Genomic DNA, 22,784 nt, shown 5'->3' with positions numbered 1-22,784 from the left:
TGATCGAGACGGCGAAGCAGGCAGACGTGGAACTGAGCTGACTGAAAGCTGACTGGGGCGGGGCTATGAGATTGCTGACGGGGTTGCTTGCGGCTGTGCTGCTTCTCGCCGGTGTGGCGTCCGGTCACGCCGTGGTCCGGATCGCGGACGATCGCGGCGGCCGAATCGGAACCTACGTCGACAGATATCAGAGCCTCCGCTCCTCCGGCGAGACCGTGGTGATCGACGGTCTGTGCGCCTCGGCCTGCACCATCGTGCTCGGCGCTGTGCCGCACGACAAGATCTGCGTCACTTCGCGCGCCAATCTCGGTTTCCACGCGGCCTGGGACCTCGGTTCCAACGGCCGCGCGATCACCAATCCCGAAGCGACGCACATGCTGTACACGATGTATCCGGCGGAGATCCGCCGCTGGATCGCCAAACGCGGCGGGTTGAAGCGGCAGATGATCTTCCTGCGCGGCAAGCAACTGATGTCGATGTACCGCCCGTGCTATATGGACGCACAGGCCTCAGCTTCGCGCTGACGGCAAGCTCGCCGCTCCGCATCACGTGATCCTGCGCGCGGCGGGCGCGCTTGCCGGTCGTCACGCAGCGCTCTATGGCTTCGGCACACGCGGCGGCGCGCCGTGTGCCCCTGCCGGTCCGCGGACGTTCGCTTCGTCGACCGGCGTTCGACGAGGATACCGCGATGGCCGCACCAGCCTCTTCCACCCGTCCGCTCGTCATCATCGCGGCGTTCGCCGGCAGTCTGGTCGTCGGCCTGGTCGTGGTGCTGTGGCTGCTCGGCGGTCTGACCAAGGTCACCGCGCCGGCCTCGATCGGCGGCCCGTTCCAGCTCACCGACCAGAACGGGCAGGTCGTCACCGAGCAGAGCCTGAAGGGCAAGCCGACGCTGATCTTCTTCGGCTTCACCCGCTGCCCGGACGTCTGCCCGACCGCTCTGTTCGAAATCACCCAGGTGCTGCAGGCGCTGGGGCCGGACGCCGAACGCCTCAACGCCTATTTCGTCTCGGTCGATCCGGAGCGCGACACGCCCGAATCGATGAAAGAGTACCTGTCGAGTTTCGATCCGCATCTGAAGGGATTGTCCGGCACGCGCGAAGCCACCGACAGGATCGAGAAGGGCTACCGGGTCTATGCGAAGAAAGTCCCGACCTCGGACGGCGACTACACCATGGACCACACCGCGCTGATCTATCTGATGGACAAGGACGGCAGGTTCGTCGCGCCGTTCAACATCAAGCGGAAGCCCGAAGAGGCCGCCGCGGATCTGAAGCGCTATCTCTGACGGCCGATGTCTGCACGGCAGCCGCGGCGGGCGCCCGCGCGGCGACGCCGTGCTCGGTCTTCTGCCAATGATGCGGCTTCCACACCAACTCGCCGAGCGCGCGCCACGCCGCCACCGACAGGCAGATCCAGTACAGCGGCATCAGCAGCAGCCAGGGCCACTCGCGCAGCCGGCCTGTCCGCCGCAGGCCGATCGCGGCGACGAGCGCGCTGCCGATATATCCGGCCGCGATGGTCGGGCCGTGCAGCCAGGCCGGAAGCCCCGCGCTGACAGCCGGTCCGCCCGATGCGAGGCTCCATCCGGCGGCGGCGAGATCCAGCAGCAGCAGCGGATGGATCAGGGCGGACAGCACGCCGCCGCCGACGAACAGGTTGAGCGCCAGCATCCCGCGCCAGCCGGCGTCGCGCCAGAACAGTCGCGGCCGTCGCATGTGCACGCACCAGGTCTGCATCCAGCCCTTCATCCAGCGCGTGCGCTGACCGAGCCACGCGGCGAGGCCGATCGGCGCCTCCTCGAAGGTGCGGGAGTCGAAGCTGATCGCCGTGTAGCCGAACCGCGCCAGACGGAAGCCGAGATCGGCGTCTTCCGTCACGTTGTAGGCGTCCCAGCCGCCCACCGCGCGCAGCACATCGGTGCGGAAATGATTCGAGGAGCCGCCGAGCGGCAGCGGCAGTCCCAGCCGCGTCAGGCCGGGCAGCACCGCCTCGAACTGGCCGGCATACTCGGCGAGGAACAGCCGCGACAGCCAGCTATGGGTGATGTTGTCGACGCACAGGCCGGCCTGGACGCAGCCGATCTTCGGGCCGCCGCGCGCGAAGGCGTCGAGCGCGGCGCGAAGCTGGCCGGGCTCCGGACGGTCCTCGGCGTCGAACACCGTCACCATGCCGCCGCGCACGAACGGCAGCGCGTAGTTGAGCGCCTTCGGCTTGGTCTTGGGCCCGACGGCCGGCGCTATCAGCACGCGCAGATGCGGTCGCGGCCCGAGCCGCGCGATCGCGGCGCGGGTCGCCAGATCGTCGGGTTCGACGACCAGGATGATGTCGAGTTTCTCGTGCGGATAATCCAGCGCCTCGATCGCCTCGACCAGCGACGCCACCGACGAAGCCTCGCGATACAGCGCCGCGATCGCGGTGTAGATCGGCAGCTCCTGGTCCGGCCGGCGCGGCGATCGTGCTGCGGGCTGTCGCGGCAGCAGGCTCGCCGTCAGCCGCAGCCCGATGAAGCCGAGAAACAGCAGCGCCGGGATCACGCCCGAATCGCCGGCGCACAGCAGCGGCAATGCGGCGGCCAGCAGCGCCCCGCCCGCCGCGCGCCTGAGCCGGGCCCGCCAGCGGATCTTGCCGTCGCAGGGCGTCACCGCCAGCGCCGGATAGCGGCGCTGCAGGCCTAAGCTCGCATGTTGCGCCAGCCCCCGACCGGTCTGCTGCAGGAATTGCTGCATCGCGCCGTGGGTCGCGACCCGAAACCGGCCGCGCAGCGATGGATGGTCGTGCAGCACCTCGCACAAGGTGCGGGCCGCCACCCGCCGTGGCGCCATCGCCCACACCAGTTCGCCGTTCCGCCGCAACGGCATCACGCCGGATGTGGCGGCGAAGCGCATCTGGTCGTCATGAAGCGGCGTGTCGCCGCGGTCGACGCGCGCGAAATCCTCGCGTGCGATCCGGAGATGCCGGGCCAGTCGCTGCAGATAGGTCGCTTCGTCGATCATCCCCCAACGGATCAGCACCTGGTCGGCGCCGATCCCGAGCTCCTGCGCGCGCCGACGGGCAGCCTGCAGCAGATCGGGCGCCAGCACGCCGCGCAGGCAGTCCAGTTCGGGACTCTGCGACGCGCCCACATCGCCGTCCGTGGCCGGCCCGATCCAGCTCGCGAGAAAGCCCGGCCGCTTCGGCCATGGCGAAGGCCGCGCGTCGTCGTCGCGCCGCGCTCCCGTAACGATGTGTCCGGCGCGGTCGACGACGACCATGGAACGCCCTTACGCAAACGGCACTCGCGTCTCGCGCCGGATGGTCTATAAGGTCGCCGGTGCGGATCCCGACTATGCAACCATGGATTGAGTGTTTCATCAACGGCCGTTCGGCCGTGGTGCGGCTATTGCTTTCGGCCGCGGCGCGGCCTTTGCGTTTAGCCGCGGCGCGGCCATGGCTGATGGCGCTGGTGCTGTTCGGTGCCATGCTGCCGCTCGACGCTGCGCACGCCGCCGAAACCGAGGCCGCGGCGAAGGCGACCGCCGCGGCGACGGCGCATGCCGTGCCGGGCTTCTGGGACCCGCGGCGGCGGCCGGAGCGGCCCGATCTGTCGCGTCTCACCGTGATCCGGTTTCTCACCGAGACCGACTATCCGCCGTTCAATTTCACCGGCGCCGACGGCAATCCGGCCGGCTTCAATGTCGATCTGGCGCGGGCGCTGTGCGAGGAGATGAAGGTCACCTGCACGGTGCAGATGCGGCGGTTCGAGACCCTGCTCGACGCGCTGGCGAGCAATCGCGGCGACGCCATCATCGCCTCTCTTGCGGTGACGCCGCAGACCCGCGGCAAGGTCGACTTCACCGATCCGTATTACCGCGCGCCCGGCCGCTTCGTCGCCCGCAAGGACGCGGTGATGCCGGAGATCCGCCCGGAATATCTCGAGGGCAAGAAGGTCGGCGCGATCTCAGGCTCCGCCCACGAGGCCTACCTCAAGGCGATGTTCACCGACGCCGAGCTGCATTCCTACCCGAACGACGAGGCCTTGCGCGCGGCGCTGAAGCGCGGCGAGGTCGACCTCATCTTCGGCGATGCGATTTCGCTGGCGTTCTGGATCAACGGCACCGATTCCGAGAATTGCTGCGCCTTCTCGGGTGGTCCGTTTACCGAAAGCCGCTATTTCGGCGAGGGCGTCGGCATCGCGGTCCGCAAGGGCAACGATCTGCTGCGCCAGTCGCTGAACTGGGCGCTGTTCCGGGTCTGGGAAAAGGGCCGCTACACCGATCTGTGGCTGCGCTATTTTTCCGTCAGCCCGTTCTGACCAATCCGAAAGACCCGCCTCGCGCGGTTGGAGACCTCGATGACCACGACCGAACTGCCCAGCGCTGCCGACCTGCGCTCGCTCGCCGAACAATCCAACGCCTGGCCGTTCGAGCAGGCGCGCGCGCTGGTGAACCGCCTGAAGAAGCAGCCGAAGAACGAGGTGCTGTTCGAGACCGGCTACGGCCCGTCCGGCCTGCCGCATATCGGCACTTTCGGCGAGGTCGCCCGCACCACCATGGTGCGCCACGCCTTCCGCGTGCTGACCGACGACAAGATCAGGACGAAGCTGCTGGCATTCTCCGACGACATGGACGGCCTGCGCAAGGTCCCGGACAACGTGCCGAACAAGGAAATGCTGGCGCAGCATCTCGGCAAGTCGCTGACCAGCGTGCCGGATCCGTTCGGCACCCACGAGTCGTTCGGCGCCCACAACAATGCGCGGCTGCGCGCCTTCCTCGACACCTTCGGCTTCGACTACGAATTCGCCTCGGCGACCGATTACTACAAGAGCGGTCGGTTTGACGCGACGCTGCTCACGGTGCTGCAGCGGCTCGACAAGGTGATGGCGATCATGCTGCCGAGCCTGCGCGAAGAGCGCGCCGCGAGCTACTCGCCGTTCCTGCCGGTGTGTCCGCGCACCGGCGTGGTGCTGCAGGTGCCGATCGTCGATCACGACGTCGCGGCCGGCACGGTGTCGTACGACGATCCCGAGACCAGCGAACGCGTCACTGTTCCGGTCACCGGCGGGCATTGCAAATTGCAGTGGAAGCCGGACTGGGCGATGCGCTGGACCGCGCTCGGCGTCGATTACGAGATGGCCGGCAAGGACCTGATCGATTCAGTCAAGCTGTCGGGCAAGATCGCGCAGGCGATCGGCGGCACGCCGCCGGAGGGTTTCAACTACGAGCTGTTCCTCGACGACAAGGGCCAGAAGATCTCCAAGTCGAAGGGCAACGGCCTGACCATCGACGAATGGCTGCGCTACGCCTCGCCGGAATCGCTGTCGCTGTTCATGTATCGCGAGCCGAAGGCGGCGAAGCGGCTGTATTTCGACGTGATCCCGCGCAACGTCGACGACTACCAGCAGTTCCTCGACGGCTTCGGCCGGCAGGACGCCAAGCAGCAACTCGCCAATCCGGTCTGGCACATCCATTCGGGCCAGCCGCCCAAGTCCGACATGCCGGTGACGTTCCAGCTCTTGCTGACGCTGGTGTCGTCGTCGAACGCCGAGAACGCCGAGACGCTGTGGGGCTTCATCGGCCGCTACCGGCCGGGCGTGACGCCGCAAACCCATCCGAAGCTCGACGCCATGGTCGGCTACGCGATCAACTACTATCGCGACTTCGTCGCGCCCACCAAGACCTTCCGCGATCCGACCGATCAGGAGCGCGCCGCCTTGCAGGACCTGCGCGATGCGCTGTCGCAACTCGCGCCGGACTCCACCGCGGAGGCGATCCAGGACGTCGTCTACGAGATCGGCCGCCGCGAGCCGTTCCTCGACCACAAGAAGGCCGCCAAGGACGGCAAGCCGGGCGTGTCGCTCGACTGGTTCAACATGTTGTACCAGGTGCTGCTCGGCCAGGAAAAAGGCCCGCGCTTCGGCTCCTTCGTGGCGGTGTACGGCCTCGGCAACGCCGTCGCGATGATCGACGGCGCGCTGGCGCGTAGCGCCTGAGTCGCCCCCCGCGCAGCGCGGAGTTGCAACGCTGCGGCGCCTGAATCAGGCGGCGCGGACGACGGCGCAGAAGCGGTCGACCTCGGTCCTGAGATGACAGCTTTCGGCCAGCAGCAAAGCGGCGAGGTCGTGGACATGCGCCGACGCCGAGCCGGTGTTCTCCGCGCCTTGGCGCACCGTCCCGATGGTGCCTGAGACTTCGGTCGCGGCGTCGGCCGCCTGCTGGACGCTGCCGGCGATGCCGTGCATCGCCGTGCCTTGCTGCTCGACTGCCGAGGCGGTCGCATTGGAGATATCCGAAATCTGCAGGATGGTGTTGCCGATCGCTTCGATCGCCGACACCGAGGAGTCGGTCGCCGTCTTCATTTGCGCGATTTGGGCGACGATCTCGTCGGTGGCTTTCGCGGTCTGCGACGCCAGCGCTTTGACTTCGGAGGCCACCACGGCGAAGCCGCGGCCGGCCTCGCCGGCGCGGGCGGCCTCGATGGTCGCGTTGAGCGCCAGCAGGTTGGTCTGCGCGGCGACGGCGTTGATCAGGTTGACGACGTCGCCGATGCGGCCGGCCGCGTTTGAAAGCTCGGCAACCCGCGCATTGGTTTCCTGAGCTTGGCGAACCGCGGCCTGAGAAATATCCTGGGACTGCCGGACCTTCTGTCCGATTTCCGTCGCCGACGACGCCACCTCGTTGCACGACACTGCGGCCGACTGGGCGCTGGCGCAGGATTGCTGCGCTGCCGCCGACACATTGCCGGCGAGCCTCTGGGTGGATTCGGCCGAGCCGGCCAACTGGCGCGCGGCCACTTCCATTTCGGTCGAGGTGGACGTCACGGTCTGGATGATCCGGCCGATTGCGCGATCCAGATCGTCGGCGAGCTTGTGCATCTCGGTGCGGCGGTCCGCTTCGGCTTGCGCCTTGATGTCGTTCTCGGATTGCATCGCTTCGACCCGCAGCGCATTGTCCTTGAACACCTGCACCGCCCGAGCCATCGCGCCGACCTCGTCGCCGCGCTCGATCGCAGGAATCGCCACCGACCGGTCTCCGCTGGCGAGACGACGCATCACCTCGGTCATCCCGGTGATCGGCGCGATCACGCCTTTCACGATCCCCGTCAGGCCCGCGATGAACAACAAGAAGACCGCGGACGACACACCCCACAGCAGATAGTTGAGATCGGCCGCGCGCACCGCCGTCGCCGCTTCGGTCGCTGCGTTCAGATCATTGGTGCGTTTGACGATATCGTCGATGATGGCGCGATGCGCCGTGTAGGCCTTGGTCAGGTCCCTATAGGCGTGCATCGCCGTGTCGGGGTCTTTACTCTCGATCGCCGGGAACAGGCTGGCATCCAGGATGTCCCAGAACTTCTTCACTTCGCGGTCGGAATCGTCGATCAGGCGTGCCTTGATCGCGGGATCGAGCGGCGCAGTGAGCCAGAATGCGTGGCGGTCCTGGTATTCTTTCTTAAGTCGGCCGAGCCGCTCGCGGCGTAGCGGGAACGAATCGGGCTCCTCGATCGCCAGCGTCGCCTCCAGATAGGCTTCAATCACGTAAGCGGGCGGCGGCAGGATGTCGGCCACCAGATCGTTTCCGAGCTTGATCTGGTCATAAAGCGGTCCGCCGACTTTGAGTTGCGACAGTCCATACAGGCTTGCCCCAAAAATCGCCGTCATGCCGGACCCGATGACGAGCCCAAAAAGAAGGACGGCGCGCGTAATCGTCAGTCGCATCTGCTGTTCCGATCGTCGTGCGAGTGGCCGAACTCCCGCGTATGTCGGAACTCATGATGTTAGCGTTAACGTAACAGCGGCCGGACCCGCCGCAACCGCTATTTGATGCGTCGCCGGTAAACGTCCCAACCGTGTAACTACGAGTTTGATCCGTATGCGGTGATAAGCGGGGCGATTTTTGCGATCGGGGGTGATACTCAAGAACTATTCGGCCAAAAGTCGGAACGACCTTCGTCGTGCCGGCGCTGATCGAGTCCAGTGAGTTGTGCGATGAAAATGACGCGATTCGCGTGGCGATGCAGCTCCGCGTAGCGGTTACTTCTCCGCCGGCGGCGCGACTACCACCGGCCGCACCGGGTCGCCTTCGCGCAGCAAGGCGCCGGCGCGGGCGACGATGACGTCGCCTTCCTGCAGGCCTTCGCGGATCTCGATATTGCCGCCGCTCATCAGCCCGACCTCGACGCGCTTGGTCTCCACCGTCTGCCGCCGCACCACCTGCACGACCGTTCCGGCCGAGCTGTAGAGCACGGCGGTCAGCGGCACTGAGATGCCGCAGCTTTCGCCGGTCTTGATCATCGCGCGGCCCGAGGCGTTGGACAGAAGCCGCTTGGTCGAGCTGATGCCGACGAACACATTGGCGAGTTGAGTATTCGGCTCCACCGTTGACGAGACGCGCCGGACCCGGCCCTCGATCTCATCCGGCACGCCGACGATCTTGACCGCGGCGGTCTGGTTGACCGCGAGCTGCGCGAGATTGCGCGTCGGCACCTGGCCGACCAGATCGAATTCGCTGCGTGCGATGATGGTGAACAGCGCCTCGCCTTTGGCGGAGGCCGGCGATCCGATCACCGCGGTGGAGCTGGAGACGAGGCCCGCGACCGGCGCGGAGACCGTCGATCCGCCGTCGGCGCCGGCGAGCTTCGCCAGCGCCTGGCCCTGCGCGACGATCTCGCCGGCGTCGGCCATCACCTCGGTGACCCTGGCGCCGGGGCGGTCGGGGCGGATCGAGATTTCGTCGCGCGGGATCAGGAAGCCGGAGACTTCGACGATCGCCGGAAAGCAGGATTTGGCCGCCTTCAGCACCGTCACCGCCTGGCCCTTGCCCGCATCGGGCTCCGCCTCGTCGGCGGCGCGCGCCGGGAGCGCGATCGCGCACAGTGTGGCGATGACCAGCGCGCTTATGCTGCGCCGGAGGATGGCGCGGGCAGGGCCGATCACGATACCAAAGTTCATCGTCACAACCTCTGTCCGGTCCGAGATTCCGAATGGCCTGCAAGTCTCCCCGCAAGTCTAGTCATGCGCGCCCGCTGCGCCAAGCGCTCACGACGCACGGACGGCACTGGCCGCCGCGCGCGTGTCATTAGTGTCCGCATCCGCGTCCGAGGTTTCACGCCAGCGCAGTATTTCCACGGCCGGTATCGGGCGGCTGAAGCCTTTCAGCGTCAGCGGCGCGATCGGCCGCGCCTCGGCTCCGTCTTCGACCATCGCAAAAGCGCGCTGGCTGACAATGATTTGGCCCGGCGCGGCTTCGGCGCACAGCCGCGAGGCGAGGTTGGTGACGCTGCCGATCGCGGCGTATTCCAGCCGGCGCTCGAAGCCGACCTGGCCGATCGTGGCGTAGCCGACCGCGATGCCGATGCCGAAGCCGAGGCTGTGGCCGCGATGGCTCCATTTTTCGGTCAGCGTGGCCAGCGCATCGCGCATCTCCACCGCCATCTTCACCGCGCGTCGGGTATGATCGGCGAACGGGATCGGCGCGTTGAACAGGATCATCACGCCGTCGCCGGCGAAGCGGTCGAGGGTGCCTTCGTAGCGGAAGATCAGTTCGCCCAAAGCGGCGTGATACTCGCGCAGCACGTTCATCGCCTCTTCCGGCTCGGAGGCTTCGGTGAAGGCGGTGAAGCCGCGCAGATCGCAGAACACCACGGTGACTTCGCGGCGATGGCTGTCGAGCAGTGCATCATGGCCGTCGGAGGAGGCGATCAGTTGCGCCACCTGCGGTGCGAGAAAGCGCTCCAGGCGCCGGATCCGCTCGATCTCGCCGAGCTGCTTCTCGACGCGCTCCTCGAGCGAGCGATTCCAGTCTTTGAGCTGGTCGGTCTGCTCCCGCAGTTGCGCCGCCTGAAGCTGCACGGTGTCGTGGGCGCTGGCCAGTTCGCGGCCCTTGTGGTCGACCTCGCGGAACAGCCGCGCGTTGCGCATCGCCAGTTCCGATTGATGCGCGAAAGTGCGCATCAGCCCGATCAGATTAGCGGGGAAATCGCCGGCGTGGCGCCGCAGCACCACCAGCGCGCCGAGCGCGCCCTGCTGATCGAGCAGCGGCACCACCAGTACCGCGGCGAAGCCGGCGGCGAGAGCCAATTGCTTCAGCGGATGGTCGGGTGCGGCTGCGAGATCAGACACCGCGATCGGCTGGCCGGACTGCGCCGCGTTGCCGAGCAGGCTGCCGTCGGCGTCGATCGACGCATAGGCGGCTTCGCCGTCGGAGGGCGCGTCGATGCCCTTGGCCTCGGCGAGATCGAACCGCCGCCGCAGCGGATCGTAGCTGAAGATCAGCACCGCATCGGCACGCGTGATCTCCAGCGCGCGCGCCGCCACCGTCGGCAGCACCGCGTCGAGATCGAGCGAGGAGGCGATCGCGCGGCCGACTTCCTCGAGCGCCTTCAGTTCGTTGATCGATCGCTCGAGGTCGCGGGTACGTTCCTCGACCTTGCTCTCGAGCCCCGCATAGGTCTCCTGCAATCGCCCGGCCATGCTGTTGAACTGGTCGGACAGTTCCTCCAGCTCGTCGCCGGTGCGGACGGCGATGCGCTGGCCGAAATCGCCTTGGCCGAGCCGGGTCGCGCCGGTGCGCAGCGCGTCGATCGGCACCAGCATCCGCCGCGCCAGCAGCATGCTGGCGATGATCGCGACGATCAGGCCGAGCGCGATCAGGCCGGCGATCCGCAGCAGCACTTCGCCGATCGGCGCGAAGGCCTGGCTGCGCGGCTGCTCGAACAGCACGAACCAGCCGAGCTTGGCCACCGGCCGCGACGCCACCAGCATGGCGTTGCCGTCGCCGTCCTGTCCCGACGCCAACGCCTGCGGCGGATCGCGCAGCAGCGCCGCGACCTGGCGCCGGCTCGCGATGTCGTCGCCGAGCGTGTCGCTGTCGCGCGAACTCGCCAGCAATCGGCCTGCGGGGTCGATCACATAAGCGATCCCGACCTTGCCGGCCTGGGCGTCGCCGACCAGTTCCGACAGAAACCGCAGGTCGATCTCGGCTGCGGTCACCGCCGGGTCGCGTCCGGCATGCGCCACCGCGACGACGATGAACGGCCGTCCGTTGCGGAAGCGGATCTGGCCGAACGACACGCCGGTCACGGCGGCCTGCGCGACCTGCGGATCGCGCCAGAACTCCGCGCCGCCGCCGGGCGCCGCCGCGCGGGTCAGGCGTAGCGCCTCGCGGCCCTGGCCGTCGACCAGCGCGAGCTGGCTGATCGCCGGCACCTGCTGCATCAGTTGGGTGTAGTCGGTGCGGCGCTGCTCCAGCGCCTGCACGCTGGCGCGGGTGGTCCAACTGATCTGGCGTTCCAGCTCGGTCATCGCCTGTTCGATCCGCCGCGCGGTGGCTTCGGCCTTCTCCGCCATCGCATCGATCAGCGCCGTGCGGGTCTGCCGATAGCTGAACCAGATTTCGAGCGCGCCGTTGACGGCGAGCACGAACACCACCAGCCCGACCAGCGACGTGACGTATTTCGCGAACAGGCCGCGACGTCGCGTTCGGGTGATCGTCTCGACGCCGGGCATTCTGTTCCTTTGCAGCCGCGCCGCTACGCGCTGCGGGATGGACACGAGCGGTCCGCGTTGCGGGACGGCGCCGCCGACCGGCGGCCGCGCGGGACCGGCTTGGTCTTATCACAGAATGCGGGGCGAGCGCTGCCGCGGGCTCAGCCGGGGCGGCTCGGGACGGGGAGGGCGGCCTATTGGCGGCCGAACAACTGCTTCATGATCGCGTTCATGGTGGCGTCGTCGGTCCGGTCGGCGGGCGCAGCGCCGGGCTGTTGCGGCGATGGCGGCTGCGATGGCGTCGCGTCGCGCGGGGATCCGGCCGCGCCGCCGCTCTGGAGGCCCTGCTGGATCAGCCGGCCGATGCTTTCGCCGAGCGCGCCACCGAGCGGATTGTCCGTCCCCTGCGCGCCGCCCGCGCTGCTGTTCGCTCCGCCGCCGAGGGCGCCGAACAGGCCCGTGCCCATCTGGCGCAACCGGGCATAGGCCGCGTCCGGATTATCGAGGATGCCGGCGGCGTCCGGGAAGATCCGTGGCGACGCCCACGGCCCTTCGATCATCACCGGGATGCCGAGCCCGACCGGCTCGGCGTTCGCCGCGCCGCTCTGCGCCGTGCCGCTCTGGCCCTGAATGTTCAGCACCAGCTTCGGCTCGACCTTGAGCGCCAGCGTCTTGGCGCCGAGATCGATGGTGCCGGCTCCTGTCATCCGCACCAGCGGGCCGGCCAGCGCGAGGTCGGCGGTCGCGGCCTTGCCCTGCGCGATCCGGAACGACGCGCCGAGCTGGGTCAGGTCGGTGGCTTCGGTGCCGCTCTGCTGCCAGCCCGACAGCGTCGAACTGGTCAGGTTGCGGATCATCCGCGCGACATTGAGGCCGCGGATTTCGCCGTCGCGAACGTTGACGAAAGCGGTGCCGGCGATGCTCGACAGGATGGCGCGCTGGCTGTCGCCGCTGGCGCGCAACGCCAGCTTCGCCTGCATCTTGCCGTCGATCCTGTCGAATTCGGCGAGGCCGCCCAGCAGCGGCAGCGCCCGGACGCCGTCGAGGTCGCCGCTCAGGCTGAACGACGGCGTCGGCTGCGAGGCGTCGATTCCGAGCCGGCCCTCCGCCTCGCCGCCATAGACGCCGATCTGCGAGAACTGCGCGGTGACCACGCCGCCGACGAGCTTGGCGTCGATCGATGCCGGGGCGAAATGCGCCGCGCCGAGATCGAGCTCGGCCGCCGACAGCCGCAGCTCGGCGTCGACATAGTTCAGGCCCGACAGGTCGATCCGGGCATCGCTCCACGGCGCGCCGGCGGGCTGCGCGGGGGCGCGCGGATTGCCGAGGTCGAGGCGCTGGAAATCGAGGTCGAGCTTGAGCCGCGGCTTGCCGGCGAGATCGGCAGAGGCCCAGCCGTTGAAGGCGCCGTCGCCCAGCGTGCCGGACAGGCCGCTGATTTGCAGCAGCGTGCCGCGCAGCCGCACATCGGCCTTGGCGGCGAGCGGCGCGGGCAGCAGATCGGGCGCGTCGAGTTTGAATTCGAGCGGCACCGGCTGCGCGTCCACAGCGGGCAGCGCCGCCTTGATCTCGTATTTCGCCGGCCGGCCGCCGAGCTGCGCGCCGCCGACGGCGCTGACGCGGCGCTCCGCATCGATGGTGATCTCGGCATTCATGCCCTCGATCCGGTCCTCGACGCGGTCGGCCGCATTCGCCATCACGACGACGCCGTCTTCGACAATGACGCGGTCGATGACCGTCTCGATCTGTCGGCCGTTGCGGATGGCCGACGGCGGCGATGAGGCGGTCGGCGCGCGCGCGCGGATCAGCGGGACGCGAAGCTCCGGCCTGGTCAGCGTCAATTCGCTGACGTGAGGCTTGCCCGAGATCACGCTGCCGAGCGGCAGTTCGGCGCGGACGCGCCCGATCGTGAGGCGGCTGTCGGGATTGCGATCGTTCGGGTTCTGCAGCGTCACATCGTTCAGCGTGACGCTGAAGCCCGGAAACAGGCTCACCTTGCTCGCACCGCCGATCGCGATCCGGTAGCCGGTGTCGCGCTCGACGCGGGATTGAATCGCCGAGGTCATGGCGCCCGATGGAATTCCGACGACGAACAACAGCACGGCCGCGGCGACAATGACCGCGACCAGGATGCCGGCAAGCTTGCTGATTTTCATCACCACTTCCCAAGGCGCGATGTCGCGCGCGTGTATAACTTCGCCGCGTCACGACCCGCGGCATGTTCCGACGCGCGACCGATGTGCCCCGATCGGATCAGGCGTGATCAGATCGCAATTTCAGATCGGCGGCGAGCCTCGTGTGTAGCGGCCGGGCAAAATACTGCAGTGAAAACCGAACATTCTGTGACGCGCGGCACATTTCTTTTGAACCATTGCGCCGCTCGTGCGGCTAAACGGTAGGTGACATTCTGGGGGGCGATCGTCGCGATGAGTACACAGGCCGAATTCGCGGTGATCCTGAAAATGAATCCCCTGTTCGCCGATCTCGGTCCCGAGGAATTGCAGCGGATCGCCGGCCTCTGTCACACCCAGCAGCTCGATGCCGGCGAGATGCTGTTCCAGAAGGGCGATGACGGCGATGCGCTGTTCGGCGTGCGGCGCGGCCAGATCCGGATCGAGACCGGCGCCTCCGACGGCAGCCGGCTGACGCTGAATTTCCTCGGCCCCGGCGACCTGTTCGGCGAGGTCGCGGTGCTCGACGGCCAGAGCCGCACCGCCGACGCCACCGCCGGCGAATCCACCGAATTGTTCGTGCTGCGGCGTGAGGATTTCCTCGGCCATCTGGAGCGCGAGCCGAAGCTCGCGGTGAAGCTGATCGCGCTGCTGTGCCAGCGGATTCGCTGGATGAGCGAGCGCATGGAAGAATCGGTGCTGCAGCCGCTGCCGGTACGTCTGGCCCGGCGGCTGTGCGCGCTGGCGGCCGATTTCGGTGCCGAGGTCCACATCTCGCAGGAGCAGCTCGGCGTGTTCGTCGGCGCCGCGCGCGAGAGCGTCAACCGCCAGCTCCAGAGCTGGCGCAAGGACGGCATCCTCGATCTGCACCGCGGCCGCATCCTGCTGAAGAACATGAGCCGCCTGACCCAGGTCGCGCGCAGCCAGGAGCGCTGAGCACACCTCGAAGTCGCCATTCCGGGGCGCGCGCAGCGCGAACCCGGAATCTATCCCCCTGCACGCGCCGCAATCGCACCGCGCTCCATAACCGGAGTAGTTCTGCCTCCGATGCAATCAGCAATGGCGTTCTGAGACGCTCACCATAGGCACAACCTCATGGTGAGGAGGCGCGCAGCGCCGTCTCGAACCATGCGGCGCCGCCTGCCTGCGTCGCTTCATCCTTCGAGACCCGGCTTCGCCGGACTCCTCAGAGGCTGACTGAAAATGCAGGCCACAAAAGCAGTCGATTTCGCAAGTCGTTCACTTCGCAATTCACACCGTCATGGCCGGGCTTGTCCCGGCCATCCACGCCTGCTTGCGGCTTCCGCCGCAGGACGTGGATGCCCGGCACAAGGCCGGGCATGACGAGTTGAAACGAAAGGGTCTGATTTCATTGGCTGCATCCCGGTCAGACTCTCGGGATGAGGGGCAGTGCAGCTGGTAGGGGCCCATCGCATCGATCAATCGATGAAATGCTCAAATAGGAGCGTAGTGGTTGTGGATTCCGTGTTCGCTTGCTGGTGCGCGCCGACGCGCATCGTCCGCGGCGCGCAATCAAATCGCCGATCGCGACTCTCCGCGTCGCTTACTTGCTTCGCCAGAACGACAGGCTCTTCGCCGGCGCGATGCTGGCCGGCGCCGGGTTCGCCGGCGCGGCTGCGGCCGGCGCGGGGGTGGGCTTCGGCGGCGCGGGCGGGCCGGGCGTCCTGCCGGTGTCCTCGTCGTCGCCGTGATGGGTGAGCAGCAGCTTGCCGAACCGCCAGAACAGGCGGCCGACATCGTCCATCATCATGAACATCGCCGGCACGAAGATCAGCGACAGCACCGTCGAGAAGATCAGCCCGCCGATCACCGCGAGCGCCATCGGCGAGCGGAATTCGCCGCCGGCGCCGAACGCCAGCGCGCTCGGGATCATGCCGGCGACCATCGCGATGGTGGTCATCACGATCGGGCGGGCGCGCTTCTGGCCGGCGTCGATCATCGCCGCTTCACGAGGCTTGCCCTCGCGGATCGCTTCCAGCGCGAACTCGACCAGCATGATGGCGTTCTTGGTGACGATGCCCATCAGCATCAGGATGCCGATCCACACCGGCGTGGTGAGTTGCTTGCCGGTGACCAGCAGCGCGGCGATCGCGCCGCCGATCGACAGCGGCAGCGAGAACAGGATGGTGATCGGCTGCAGGAAGGTGCCGAACAGCAGCACCAGCACCGCATAGACCATCATCAGGCCGGCCGAGATCGCGGTGGCGAAGCCTTCCGACAGCTCGTTCAGGCTTTCGGCGTCGCCGGAGGGGCTGACGCGGACGCCCTTCGGCAGCGACTTCATCACCGGCAGATCGTTGATCAGCTTGGTGGCGTCGCCGAGTGCGGCGTTGCCGACCAGATCGGCGGCGACGGTGGCCTGACGTTCGCGGTCGTAGCGGTTGATGCTGGTCGGGCCCTGGTCGAACTTGATGTCGGCGACCACCGACAGCGGCACCGAGCCGCGGCCGCCGAAGATCGGCACCTGAAGCTGCTCCAGCACGCCGAGCTCGCCGCGCGCGCCGTCCTCGAGCTGCACCCGGATCGGCACCAGCCGGTCGCCGGCGTCGAATTTGGCGAGCGCCGGCCCGACGTCGCCGATGGTGGCGACGCGGATTGTTTCGGACAGGCTCTCGGTCGAGACGCCGAGCCGGGCGGCGAGATCGGCGCGCGGCTGGATCCGCAGCTCGGGCCGGTCGAGCGAGGTCTCGGAGATCACGTTGGAGATGAGCGGGATGCGCTTCATCTGCGCCGCAAGTTCCTGGGCGACGTTGTTGACGATGTTGCTGTCGGCGCCGGTCACCACCAGCGAGATCGCGCGCAGGCCGTTCTCGTCGAGGAACCAGTAGCGGATGTCGGGAATCTGATCGAGATCCTTGCTGATCGCCAGTTCGAGTTCGCGCTGGGTGATCTTGCGGTCGCCCTTCGGCGTGTAGTTGATGATCAGCGAGGCGCGGCGGACTTCCTGGATGCCGGGCGGCACCCTTCCGCCGTCGACGAACACGCTGCGCACCTCTGGCCGCTGGCGCAGCAGCGTGACGATCCGCTCTGTAGTCTTTTCGGTGGTGCGGATCTGGGTGCCGGGCGGCAGCTCCATCGCCATCACCGATCGCGCGGTGTCCTGCGCCGGCAGGAAGCCCTGCGGCAGCAGCACGATGCTCCAGATCGACGCGGCGAACACCCCGAGCCCCATCAGCACCGTGAGGTAGTAGTGCTTCACCGACCAGGTCACCATGCGGGTGTAGCCCTGCAGGATGCGGCCGGGCGGCTTTTCCTCGTGCGAGACGTTCTTCAGGAAATACGCGGCGAGCACCGGCGTGATGAAGCGCGCCGCCAATAGCGAGAAGAACACCTGCACCGAGACGGTGATGCCGAACTGCTTGAAGAACTGCCCGGCGATGCCGGACATGAAGCTCGCCGGCGCGAAGATCGCGATGATGGTCAGCGAGATCGCGATCACCGCGAGGCCGATTTCGTCGGCGGCCTCGATCGCCGCCTGATAGGGCGATTTGCCCATCCGCATGTGGCGGACGATGTTCTCGATCTCGACGATGGCGTCGTCGACCAGGATGCCGGTGGACAGCGTGATGGCGAGGAAGCTGACCAGGTTCAGCGAGAAGCCGAGCATGTCCATCGCCCAGAACGCCGGGAAGATCGACAGCGGCAGCGAGATCGCGGCGATCACGGTGGCGCGCAGGTCGCGCAGGAACAGGAACACCACGATCACCGCGAGGATCGCGCCCTCGAACAGCGTCGAGATCGCGGCTTCGTAATTGCCCTTGGTGTAGTCGACCGAGGTGTCGATCAGCTTGAGATCGACGTCGGGATGCGCCGCCTTGAGCGCGTCGATCCGCTTCTGCACGGCTTCCGCGACGACGACGTCGCTGGCGCCCTTGGAGCGCTTGATGCCGAGCGCCACCACCGGCTCGCCATTGACGCGCGCGAAGGTGCGGCGGTCGGCGATGGTGTCGGTCACGGTGCCGAGATCGTCGAGGCGGATTTCGCCGCCGGACGGCAGGCTGATCATGGTGCCGGCGAGATCGTTCAGCGTCTTGGCGCCGGCCAAAGTGCGGATCGCCTGGTCGTTGCGGCCGATTTCGGCGCGGCCGCCGGCGAGGTCGACATTGGTGCCGCGCAGCCGCCGCGATACGTCGAGCGCGGTCAGGCCCGCGGCCTTCAGCCGGTCCGGATCGAGCGACACCAGGATCTCGCGCTCGACGCCGCCGATGCGCTCGACCTGCGCCACGCCGCGCACGCCCTGCAGCGCCCGCTTCACCACGTCGTCGACGAACCACGACAATTGCTCCGGCGTCTTGCCGGGCGAGATCGCCGCGTAAGTGAGGATCGGCAGGCCGATCACGTCGACGCGCTGGATCAGCGGCTCGTTGACGTTCTGCGGCAGGTTGCTGCGGACCCTTGTGATGGCGTCCTTGATGTCGTTCAGCGCGCGGTCGGTGTTGGTCTCTAGCGCGAACTGGATGGTGGTGACCGACAGTCCGTCGGTGATCGACGAGGCGATGTGGCGCACGCCCTCGACGCCCGAGACGCCGTCCTCGATGGTCTTGGTGACCTGCGCTTCCAGCTCCGCCGGCGCCGCACCGAACTGCGCCACCGCCACCGAGATCACCGGGATGTCGGCGCTCGGCAGTCGCGTCACCGCCAGCTTGGTGAAGCTGATCCAGCCCAGCGCCAGCAGGATGATCGAGAACACGATCGAGGGCAGCGGATGCCGGATCGACCAGGAGGAGACGTTGAGGCCCATTAGCGTGCTCGCGATCGGTCGAATTCGTCGGGGAAGATCGGCTTGATCGGGTCGCCATCGTGCAGCGAGGTGCCGGCGTCGGCGACGACGAGCTCGCCTTCGCGGACACCGTCGAGGATTTCGACGCTGCTGTCGGACACCAGCCCGACCTTGACCCTGCGGGTTTCCACCGTGCCGCCCTTCACCACCTGCACCTTGAGGTGGTCGATCGCCGAACGCGGGATCGCGACGCCGCAGCTCCGCCGCGCGTCGATGGTGGCGCGGACGAACATCCCGATCTTCAGCGACGGCGTGTTGGTGACCGAGATCCGGACCTTGCCGAGCTGGGTCTTGCGGTCGATCTGCGGCGCGATCAGCCGCACCTTGCCAACCAGATCCGGCCCGTCGTCGCGGCCGATGCGCGCGGGCGCGCCGGGCGTGACCTTGAGCGCGTGGATGCTCGGCACTTCGGCCTCGATCTCGACGTCATTGCCGACGGCGATGCGCGCCACCGGGCCGGCGAGCGGCGAGGCCGGCGCGCCGACGGCGGTGCGCAGTTCGGTGATCAGTCCGGCGGCCGGCGCGCGCAGCGATTTCGGCCCGGTCGCGCCGACGGTGCGCACCAGCTCCTGATTGTCGGTGACGAGGTCGCCCTCGCGGACCAGCACCTCGGTGACCTTGCCCTCGCTGTCGGCGATCACCACGGCCTCGCGGCGCGGCACCACGAAACCGGTGACGCGGACCATGTCGGAGAAGCAGGCGTTGGTCGCCTTGACGACGGTGACCTGCACGCCCTGCGGCGGCGGCTCGGCCTTCTGGGCCGCGATCGCCGGACCCGCAAAGCCAAACGCCGCAAAGCCGAGCGTCACAGCCGCGAGGGTCGCGACGGCGATGTTCGCCTCAGGAGCCCGGGGGCGGCGCGGGCCGGCCGAAACCGCAGTCGACTCGGAAACCACAGTCGAGTTGAAAGAAGAGGAGAGGGCGGCCGGCTCGATCCACACCTTGGTCATAAGCGCACTCGATCAGGTCTCGATTCGGATCTTCGCTTCATCAGTTCGATCGTTCAGCGGATTCGAATCGAAGAACACTGAAAACCAAACGTCCGCGCTGCCGTGAGCCGCAATCTACACACCGCGAGGAAGGGGACAAAGGGCAAAAGCGCCCCGCCGGGAGCGGAGCGCCGAATTGCCGAGACGCGATTACATGCCTTGCGTCCGGTATCACTTGGAGGCAGTGGTCTGATTGGTCATGTTGACTACCTGCACCCGCCGGTTCGACGGGTCGGTCGGATTGGCGGCGTTCTTCGGCTTGCTCTCGCCGTAGCCGACAGTCACGAGATCGGCGCCGGCGACGCCGTATTTCTCGACGAGGACGCGCTTGATCGTGTCGGCCCGGCGTTCGGAGAGCTCCTGATTATACGGCTCGCTGCCGATGCTGTCGGTGTGGCCGGCGACCACGAAGGTCGATCCCTTGAGATCGGCATTGGACAGCGCCTTGCCGAGCGCTTCGACCGCGGGCCCGGCCTTGCGGCTGATATCCGCCGAATTGTACTCGAAGGTAATTTCAAGATCGATGTTCGGCTTGTCCTTCGCCATCGCGGCGATCTGCTCGCGCTCGCCCGACGACAGCGAACGGGTGGGGCGGTTGCGCAGCGTATCGACGAATTGCCGCTCGGCGGGGTCGGCCGCCGGCCGCGATACCGACAGGCTGCGCGTCAGCGGCTTCTTGGGCGCCAGCGCGCGCAGGATCTGGTCTTCGGTGACGTCGTCGGCGGCGAACGCTACGCCGGCCCCGAACGACAATGCGGCGCCGACACCGAGAACTGCGCGGAAAATCCCGAGACTGGATGTGTTCGACATGGCGCTTCCCCCTCCGCCCTCAGGCGATCTCTGCAACAAGGTTGTGAGGTTCATCAAAATCCGGCTCGATCAATCGTCGCTGCCGGGGCAAAGGAGGTTCAATGCCGCGGTGAGGCGGTGCGTCGCAGTCAGCGCACCCCGTAGTTGTCGAACTCCTTCACGATGTTCGGGTCCATCCCCTTGGCGGTGGTGATGTCGATCTCGCCTTCGGATTTCATACCGGCGCGCTGCCGGGCGAGGCCGCGCCCATACAGCGACGATGTCAGCCGCGGATTGATCTTCAGCGCGGCGTCGAAATCGGCGATCGCGTTCTTGTTCTGACCGTTCTTGAGGTTGAGCAGGCCGCGGCTGTCCAGCGCGTCGACGAAATTCGGGCGCAGCCGCAGCGCTTCGTTGCAGTCTTTCAGCGCCGCGGTCAGGTCGTTGACGATGGTGCGCACCCAGCAACGGTTGTTGTAGGCCTCGACGTCGCGCGGGTTGAGCCGGATCGCGTCGTCGAAATCCTTGATCGCCGACCAGTAGGCGCCCTTGCTGGCATAGACCTGGCCGCGCCGGTAGAGCGCATTGGCGTCCGAAGGATTTTCCTCGATCCGGCTGCTCAGGCTCTGCACCGTCGGGTCGTCGCGCAGCGCCAGCTTGACCTTGTCGTCGTCCTGCTTCGGATCGCCGGCCGGGTCGGCCTTGACGGTTGCGGAGTCCTTCGCGAGTTCTTTCGACAGCTCCTTGGGCAGCTCCTTCGGCACGTCGATCGGCTTCGGAAGCTCGATCTGCTTGGCGAGTTCGACCGGCTTCGCGGGCACATTGTTGGCGGGTGCAGCAGGCGTGGCGGGCGCAGCGGGCGCGGCGGATTTTTCAGGCGCAGCAGGCTTGGGATCCGGCGTTGCGGCGACCGGCGGCGTCGGCTTGGTCTCGACCGGCGTCTCCGGCGGGGTGCGAGCGACGATCGGGCTGCTCTTCGGCGCGCTGTCGTTCGCCGCGGTCGCCGCGGCGGGCACGAACGAAAAATCCTCCGCCAGCGACGACGAGATCCACGGCACCTGTTCGCTGCGCGACGCTCGTGTGACGCCGACGCGGGTGCGGTTGAGCGCTTCCTCGGCGCTCAGCCCCGGGACGCGGATTTCCTTGAGCAGTTCGCTGACGAACAGGCTGTGATCGCCGCCATTGTCGCTGACCACCGAACTCAGTGCGGCGGAGTACATCACCAGCGAGCCGCCGGGCGCGATGATCGGCGCGAGGCCGGCCGAGAAGCTGCGGAACCGGCGTTCGAACGGATTGCGGCGCGACGCGTCGACCAGCGCGATCTTGACCGAGGCGCCGCGGCTGTTGAGTTCGCCGAGCACGGTCTCGAGGCTGATGCCGTCGCGGCGGACGTCCGGCTCGGTCCAGATCTGGGCGTCGATCGGGATCATGTAGCTCTGCCGGCCGGACTGGATGCCGAACCCGCTGAAGAACACCAGCCCGACCGAGCCGGGCTTGACGCGATTATACAGCCGGTCGAAGGCGCGCCGCATCGCATCGCCGCTCAGGTTCTCGCCGACCTCGACGTCGAAACCGTCGCGCTTCAACTCGTCGGCGAGATCGCGCGCATCGTTGACGGGCTGTTTGAGCGGCTTGTCGGAATCGGGATATTTGGCGTTGCCGATCACCAGCGCGACGCGCCCGCCGTCGGCGGCATCCGATCGGGTCGCCGGCGCCGTCAGCAAGGTGAGGAGTACGAGCAACGCGATGCGGATCTTCATTCAACCCCGGTCCTGAGATGGGGCGCCGATCCAGGCGGAGCCGGACGGCGACCTGACTTCAATCAATGGTCTTCATAGTATCAAACCGTGCCGGTCGCCACTGTCAATCAGCCGCGGCGTCGGCTTTCGGCGGCGTGGTGAGTTCAGGTGGTGTCGTCGCGCCGTCACGCTGGGCCTGGTACGACGGCATCTTTCCGGCGGTCGCGCCACAGGCCGAAGGACGTCCGTTGGCGAGACTGTTGGTAGAAGACATCCATGTGATGGATCGCGCATGTGATGGATCGTGCGCGCGGGCGACGTGCCGTTCCGGAAACGGCGCTGGCGCGACGCTGCAGGCGTCAATAGCCGATGCCCAGCATCAGCACGAAGTGACGCCGCTGCCACGATGCTCCGCCCGGCGCTTCGCCGGCTTCGGGACGGCGCAAGGATCGCGGGGCCGTCGCGCCGCGCATGCGCTTCGCCGCCGGGGCCGGTGCTTTCGCCATCGCGCCGGAGGCCGATGCTGTCCCAGCCGCCTGGATCGGCGTTGCGGCCGGCGCCGTGGAGACTGATGACGCAATGCCCGTCGCAGCGCCGCGATCGGCGGCCGCCGCTTCGGTTTCGGATGTGGCGACGCCCTGTTCGAGGACGCCGAGCTTCACCGGCGTCGTGATGGCCTGGTTACTGGCGACCGCACCCTCGGTGGCGGAGACCTGCAGCACGGCGGCGGTCGCGGCGAACCCGGCCGCGGCGATCGCGCGTCGCGTCAGGCGTGGATAGTCGAGCATCGATCACCTCTTCGCTGATTGCCGGCGTCGAGCGCCGGTCTCG

Annotated in this window: 15 protein-coding genes; 5 read left to right on the top strand and 10 right to left on the bottom strand. The window is 67.5% G+C overall.

What is annotated here, in order from left to right:
- The first annotated feature begins 65 nt into the window (after window positions 1-65).
- Together SR870_RS16015 and SR870_RS16010 are read left to right on the top strand one after the other, a co-directional pair.
- Window positions 66-524 carry a hypothetical protein gene (locus SR870_RS16015; RefSeq protein WP_322514530.1) on the top strand — a complete coding sequence of 153 codons (459 nt, stop codon included), beginning with the start codon at window positions 66-68 and terminating at the stop codon, window positions 522-524.
- A 164-nt stretch (window positions 525-688) separates the two neighbouring features.
- Window positions 689-1,288 carry an SCO family protein gene (locus SR870_RS16010; RefSeq protein WP_322514529.1) on the top strand — a complete coding sequence of 200 codons (600 nt, stop codon included), beginning with the start codon at window positions 689-691 and terminating at the stop codon, window positions 1,286-1,288.
- Here SR870_RS16010 and SR870_RS16005 read toward each other — a convergent pair.
- Window positions 1,239-3,254 (bottom strand): glycosyltransferase, encoded by a 2,016-nt coding sequence (locus tag SR870_RS16005; protein WP_322514528.1) that lies wholly within the window; start codon window positions 3,252-3,254, stop codon window positions 1,239-1,241. The two genes, SR870_RS16010 and SR870_RS16005, sit on opposite strands and share 50 nt — an antisense overlap.
- 182 nt (window positions 3,255-3,436) lie before the next feature.
- On the opposite strand from SR870_RS16005, the gene SR870_RS16000 reads away from it, so the two are divergent.
- On the top strand, window positions 3,437-4,294 hold the full coding sequence (locus tag SR870_RS16000; RefSeq protein ID WP_322518285.1) for a transporter substrate-binding domain-containing protein: 858 nt from the start codon (window positions 3,437-3,439) through the stop codon (window positions 4,292-4,294).
- Between the two features lie 39 nt (window positions 4,295-4,333).
- A complete protein-coding gene (locus tag SR870_RS15995) occupies window positions 4,334-5,971 on the top strand; it encodes a lysine--tRNA ligase (protein WP_322514526.1) in 1,638 nt (545 codons plus the stop codon).
- Between the two features lie 45 nt (window positions 5,972-6,016).
- On the opposite strand, the gene SR870_RS15990 is transcribed toward SR870_RS15995, so the two are convergent.
- The 4 genes from SR870_RS15990 to SR870_RS15975 form a co-directional block, all read right to left on the bottom strand.
- Entirely contained in the window at window positions 6,017-7,639 is a 1,623-nt protein-coding gene (locus SR870_RS15990; RefSeq protein ID WP_322514525.1) for a methyl-accepting chemotaxis protein, read from the bottom strand.
- Between the two features lie 372 nt (window positions 7,640-8,011).
- Entirely contained in the window at window positions 8,012-8,929 is a 918-nt protein-coding gene (locus SR870_RS15985) for an efflux RND transporter periplasmic adaptor subunit (protein WP_322514524.1), read from the bottom strand.
- 87 nt (window positions 8,930-9,016) lie between these two features.
- Window positions 9,017-11,485, bottom strand: a complete 2,469-nt coding sequence (locus tag SR870_RS15980; protein ID WP_322514523.1) for an adenylate/guanylate cyclase domain-containing protein — start codon at window positions 11,483-11,485, stop codon at window positions 9,017-9,019.
- Window positions 11,486-11,658: 173 nt separating this feature from the next.
- Window positions 11,659-13,620, bottom strand: a complete 1,962-nt coding sequence (locus tag SR870_RS15975; RefSeq protein ID WP_322514522.1) for an AsmA family protein — start codon at window positions 13,618-13,620, stop codon at window positions 11,659-11,661.
- Window positions 13,621-13,890: 270 nt separating this feature from the next.
- Between SR870_RS15975 and SR870_RS15970 the strand changes: the two genes are divergently transcribed.
- Window positions 13,891-14,571 carry a Crp/Fnr family transcriptional regulator gene (locus tag SR870_RS15970; protein ID WP_322514521.1) on the top strand — a complete coding sequence of 227 codons (681 nt, stop codon included), beginning with the start codon at window positions 13,891-13,893 and terminating at the stop codon, window positions 14,569-14,571.
- Between the two features lie 628 nt (window positions 14,572-15,199).
- Here SR870_RS15970 and SR870_RS15965 read toward each other — a convergent pair.
- The 5 genes from SR870_RS15965 to SR870_RS15945 form a co-directional block, all read right to left on the bottom strand.
- A complete protein-coding gene (locus tag SR870_RS15965) occupies window positions 15,200-18,397 on the bottom strand; it encodes an efflux RND transporter permease subunit (protein ID WP_322514520.1) in 3,198 nt (1,065 codons plus the stop codon).
- Window positions 18,397-19,386, bottom strand: coding sequence for an efflux RND transporter periplasmic adaptor subunit (locus SR870_RS15960; protein WP_322514519.1), 990 nt, complete (start codon window positions 19,384-19,386; stop codon window positions 18,397-18,399). Before SR870_RS15960 ends, SR870_RS15965 begins: the two co-directional genes overlap by 1 nt.
- 210 nt (window positions 19,387-19,596) lie before the next feature.
- Window positions 19,597-20,235 carry an OmpA family protein gene (locus tag SR870_RS15955; protein WP_322514518.1) on the bottom strand — a complete coding sequence of 213 codons (639 nt, stop codon included), beginning with the start codon at window positions 20,233-20,235 and terminating at the stop codon, window positions 19,597-19,599.
- 128 nt (window positions 20,236-20,363) lie between these two features.
- On the bottom strand, window positions 20,364-21,974 hold the full coding sequence (locus tag SR870_RS15950; protein ID WP_322514517.1) for a caspase family protein: 1,611 nt from the start codon (window positions 21,972-21,974) through the stop codon (window positions 20,364-20,366).
- A 338-nt stretch (window positions 21,975-22,312) separates the two neighbouring features.
- Entirely contained in the window at window positions 22,313-22,741 is a 429-nt protein-coding gene (locus SR870_RS15945; RefSeq protein ID WP_322514516.1) for a hypothetical protein, read from the bottom strand.
- Window positions 22,742-22,784 lie beyond the last annotated feature (43 nt).

The organism is Rhodopseudomonas palustris, assembly GCF_034479375.1.
Taxonomy (GTDB): Bacteria; Pseudomonadota; Alphaproteobacteria; order Rhizobiales; family Xanthobacteraceae; genus Rhodopseudomonas; species Rhodopseudomonas palustris_M.
This window is presented reverse-complemented; position numbering and strand designations above follow the sequence as displayed.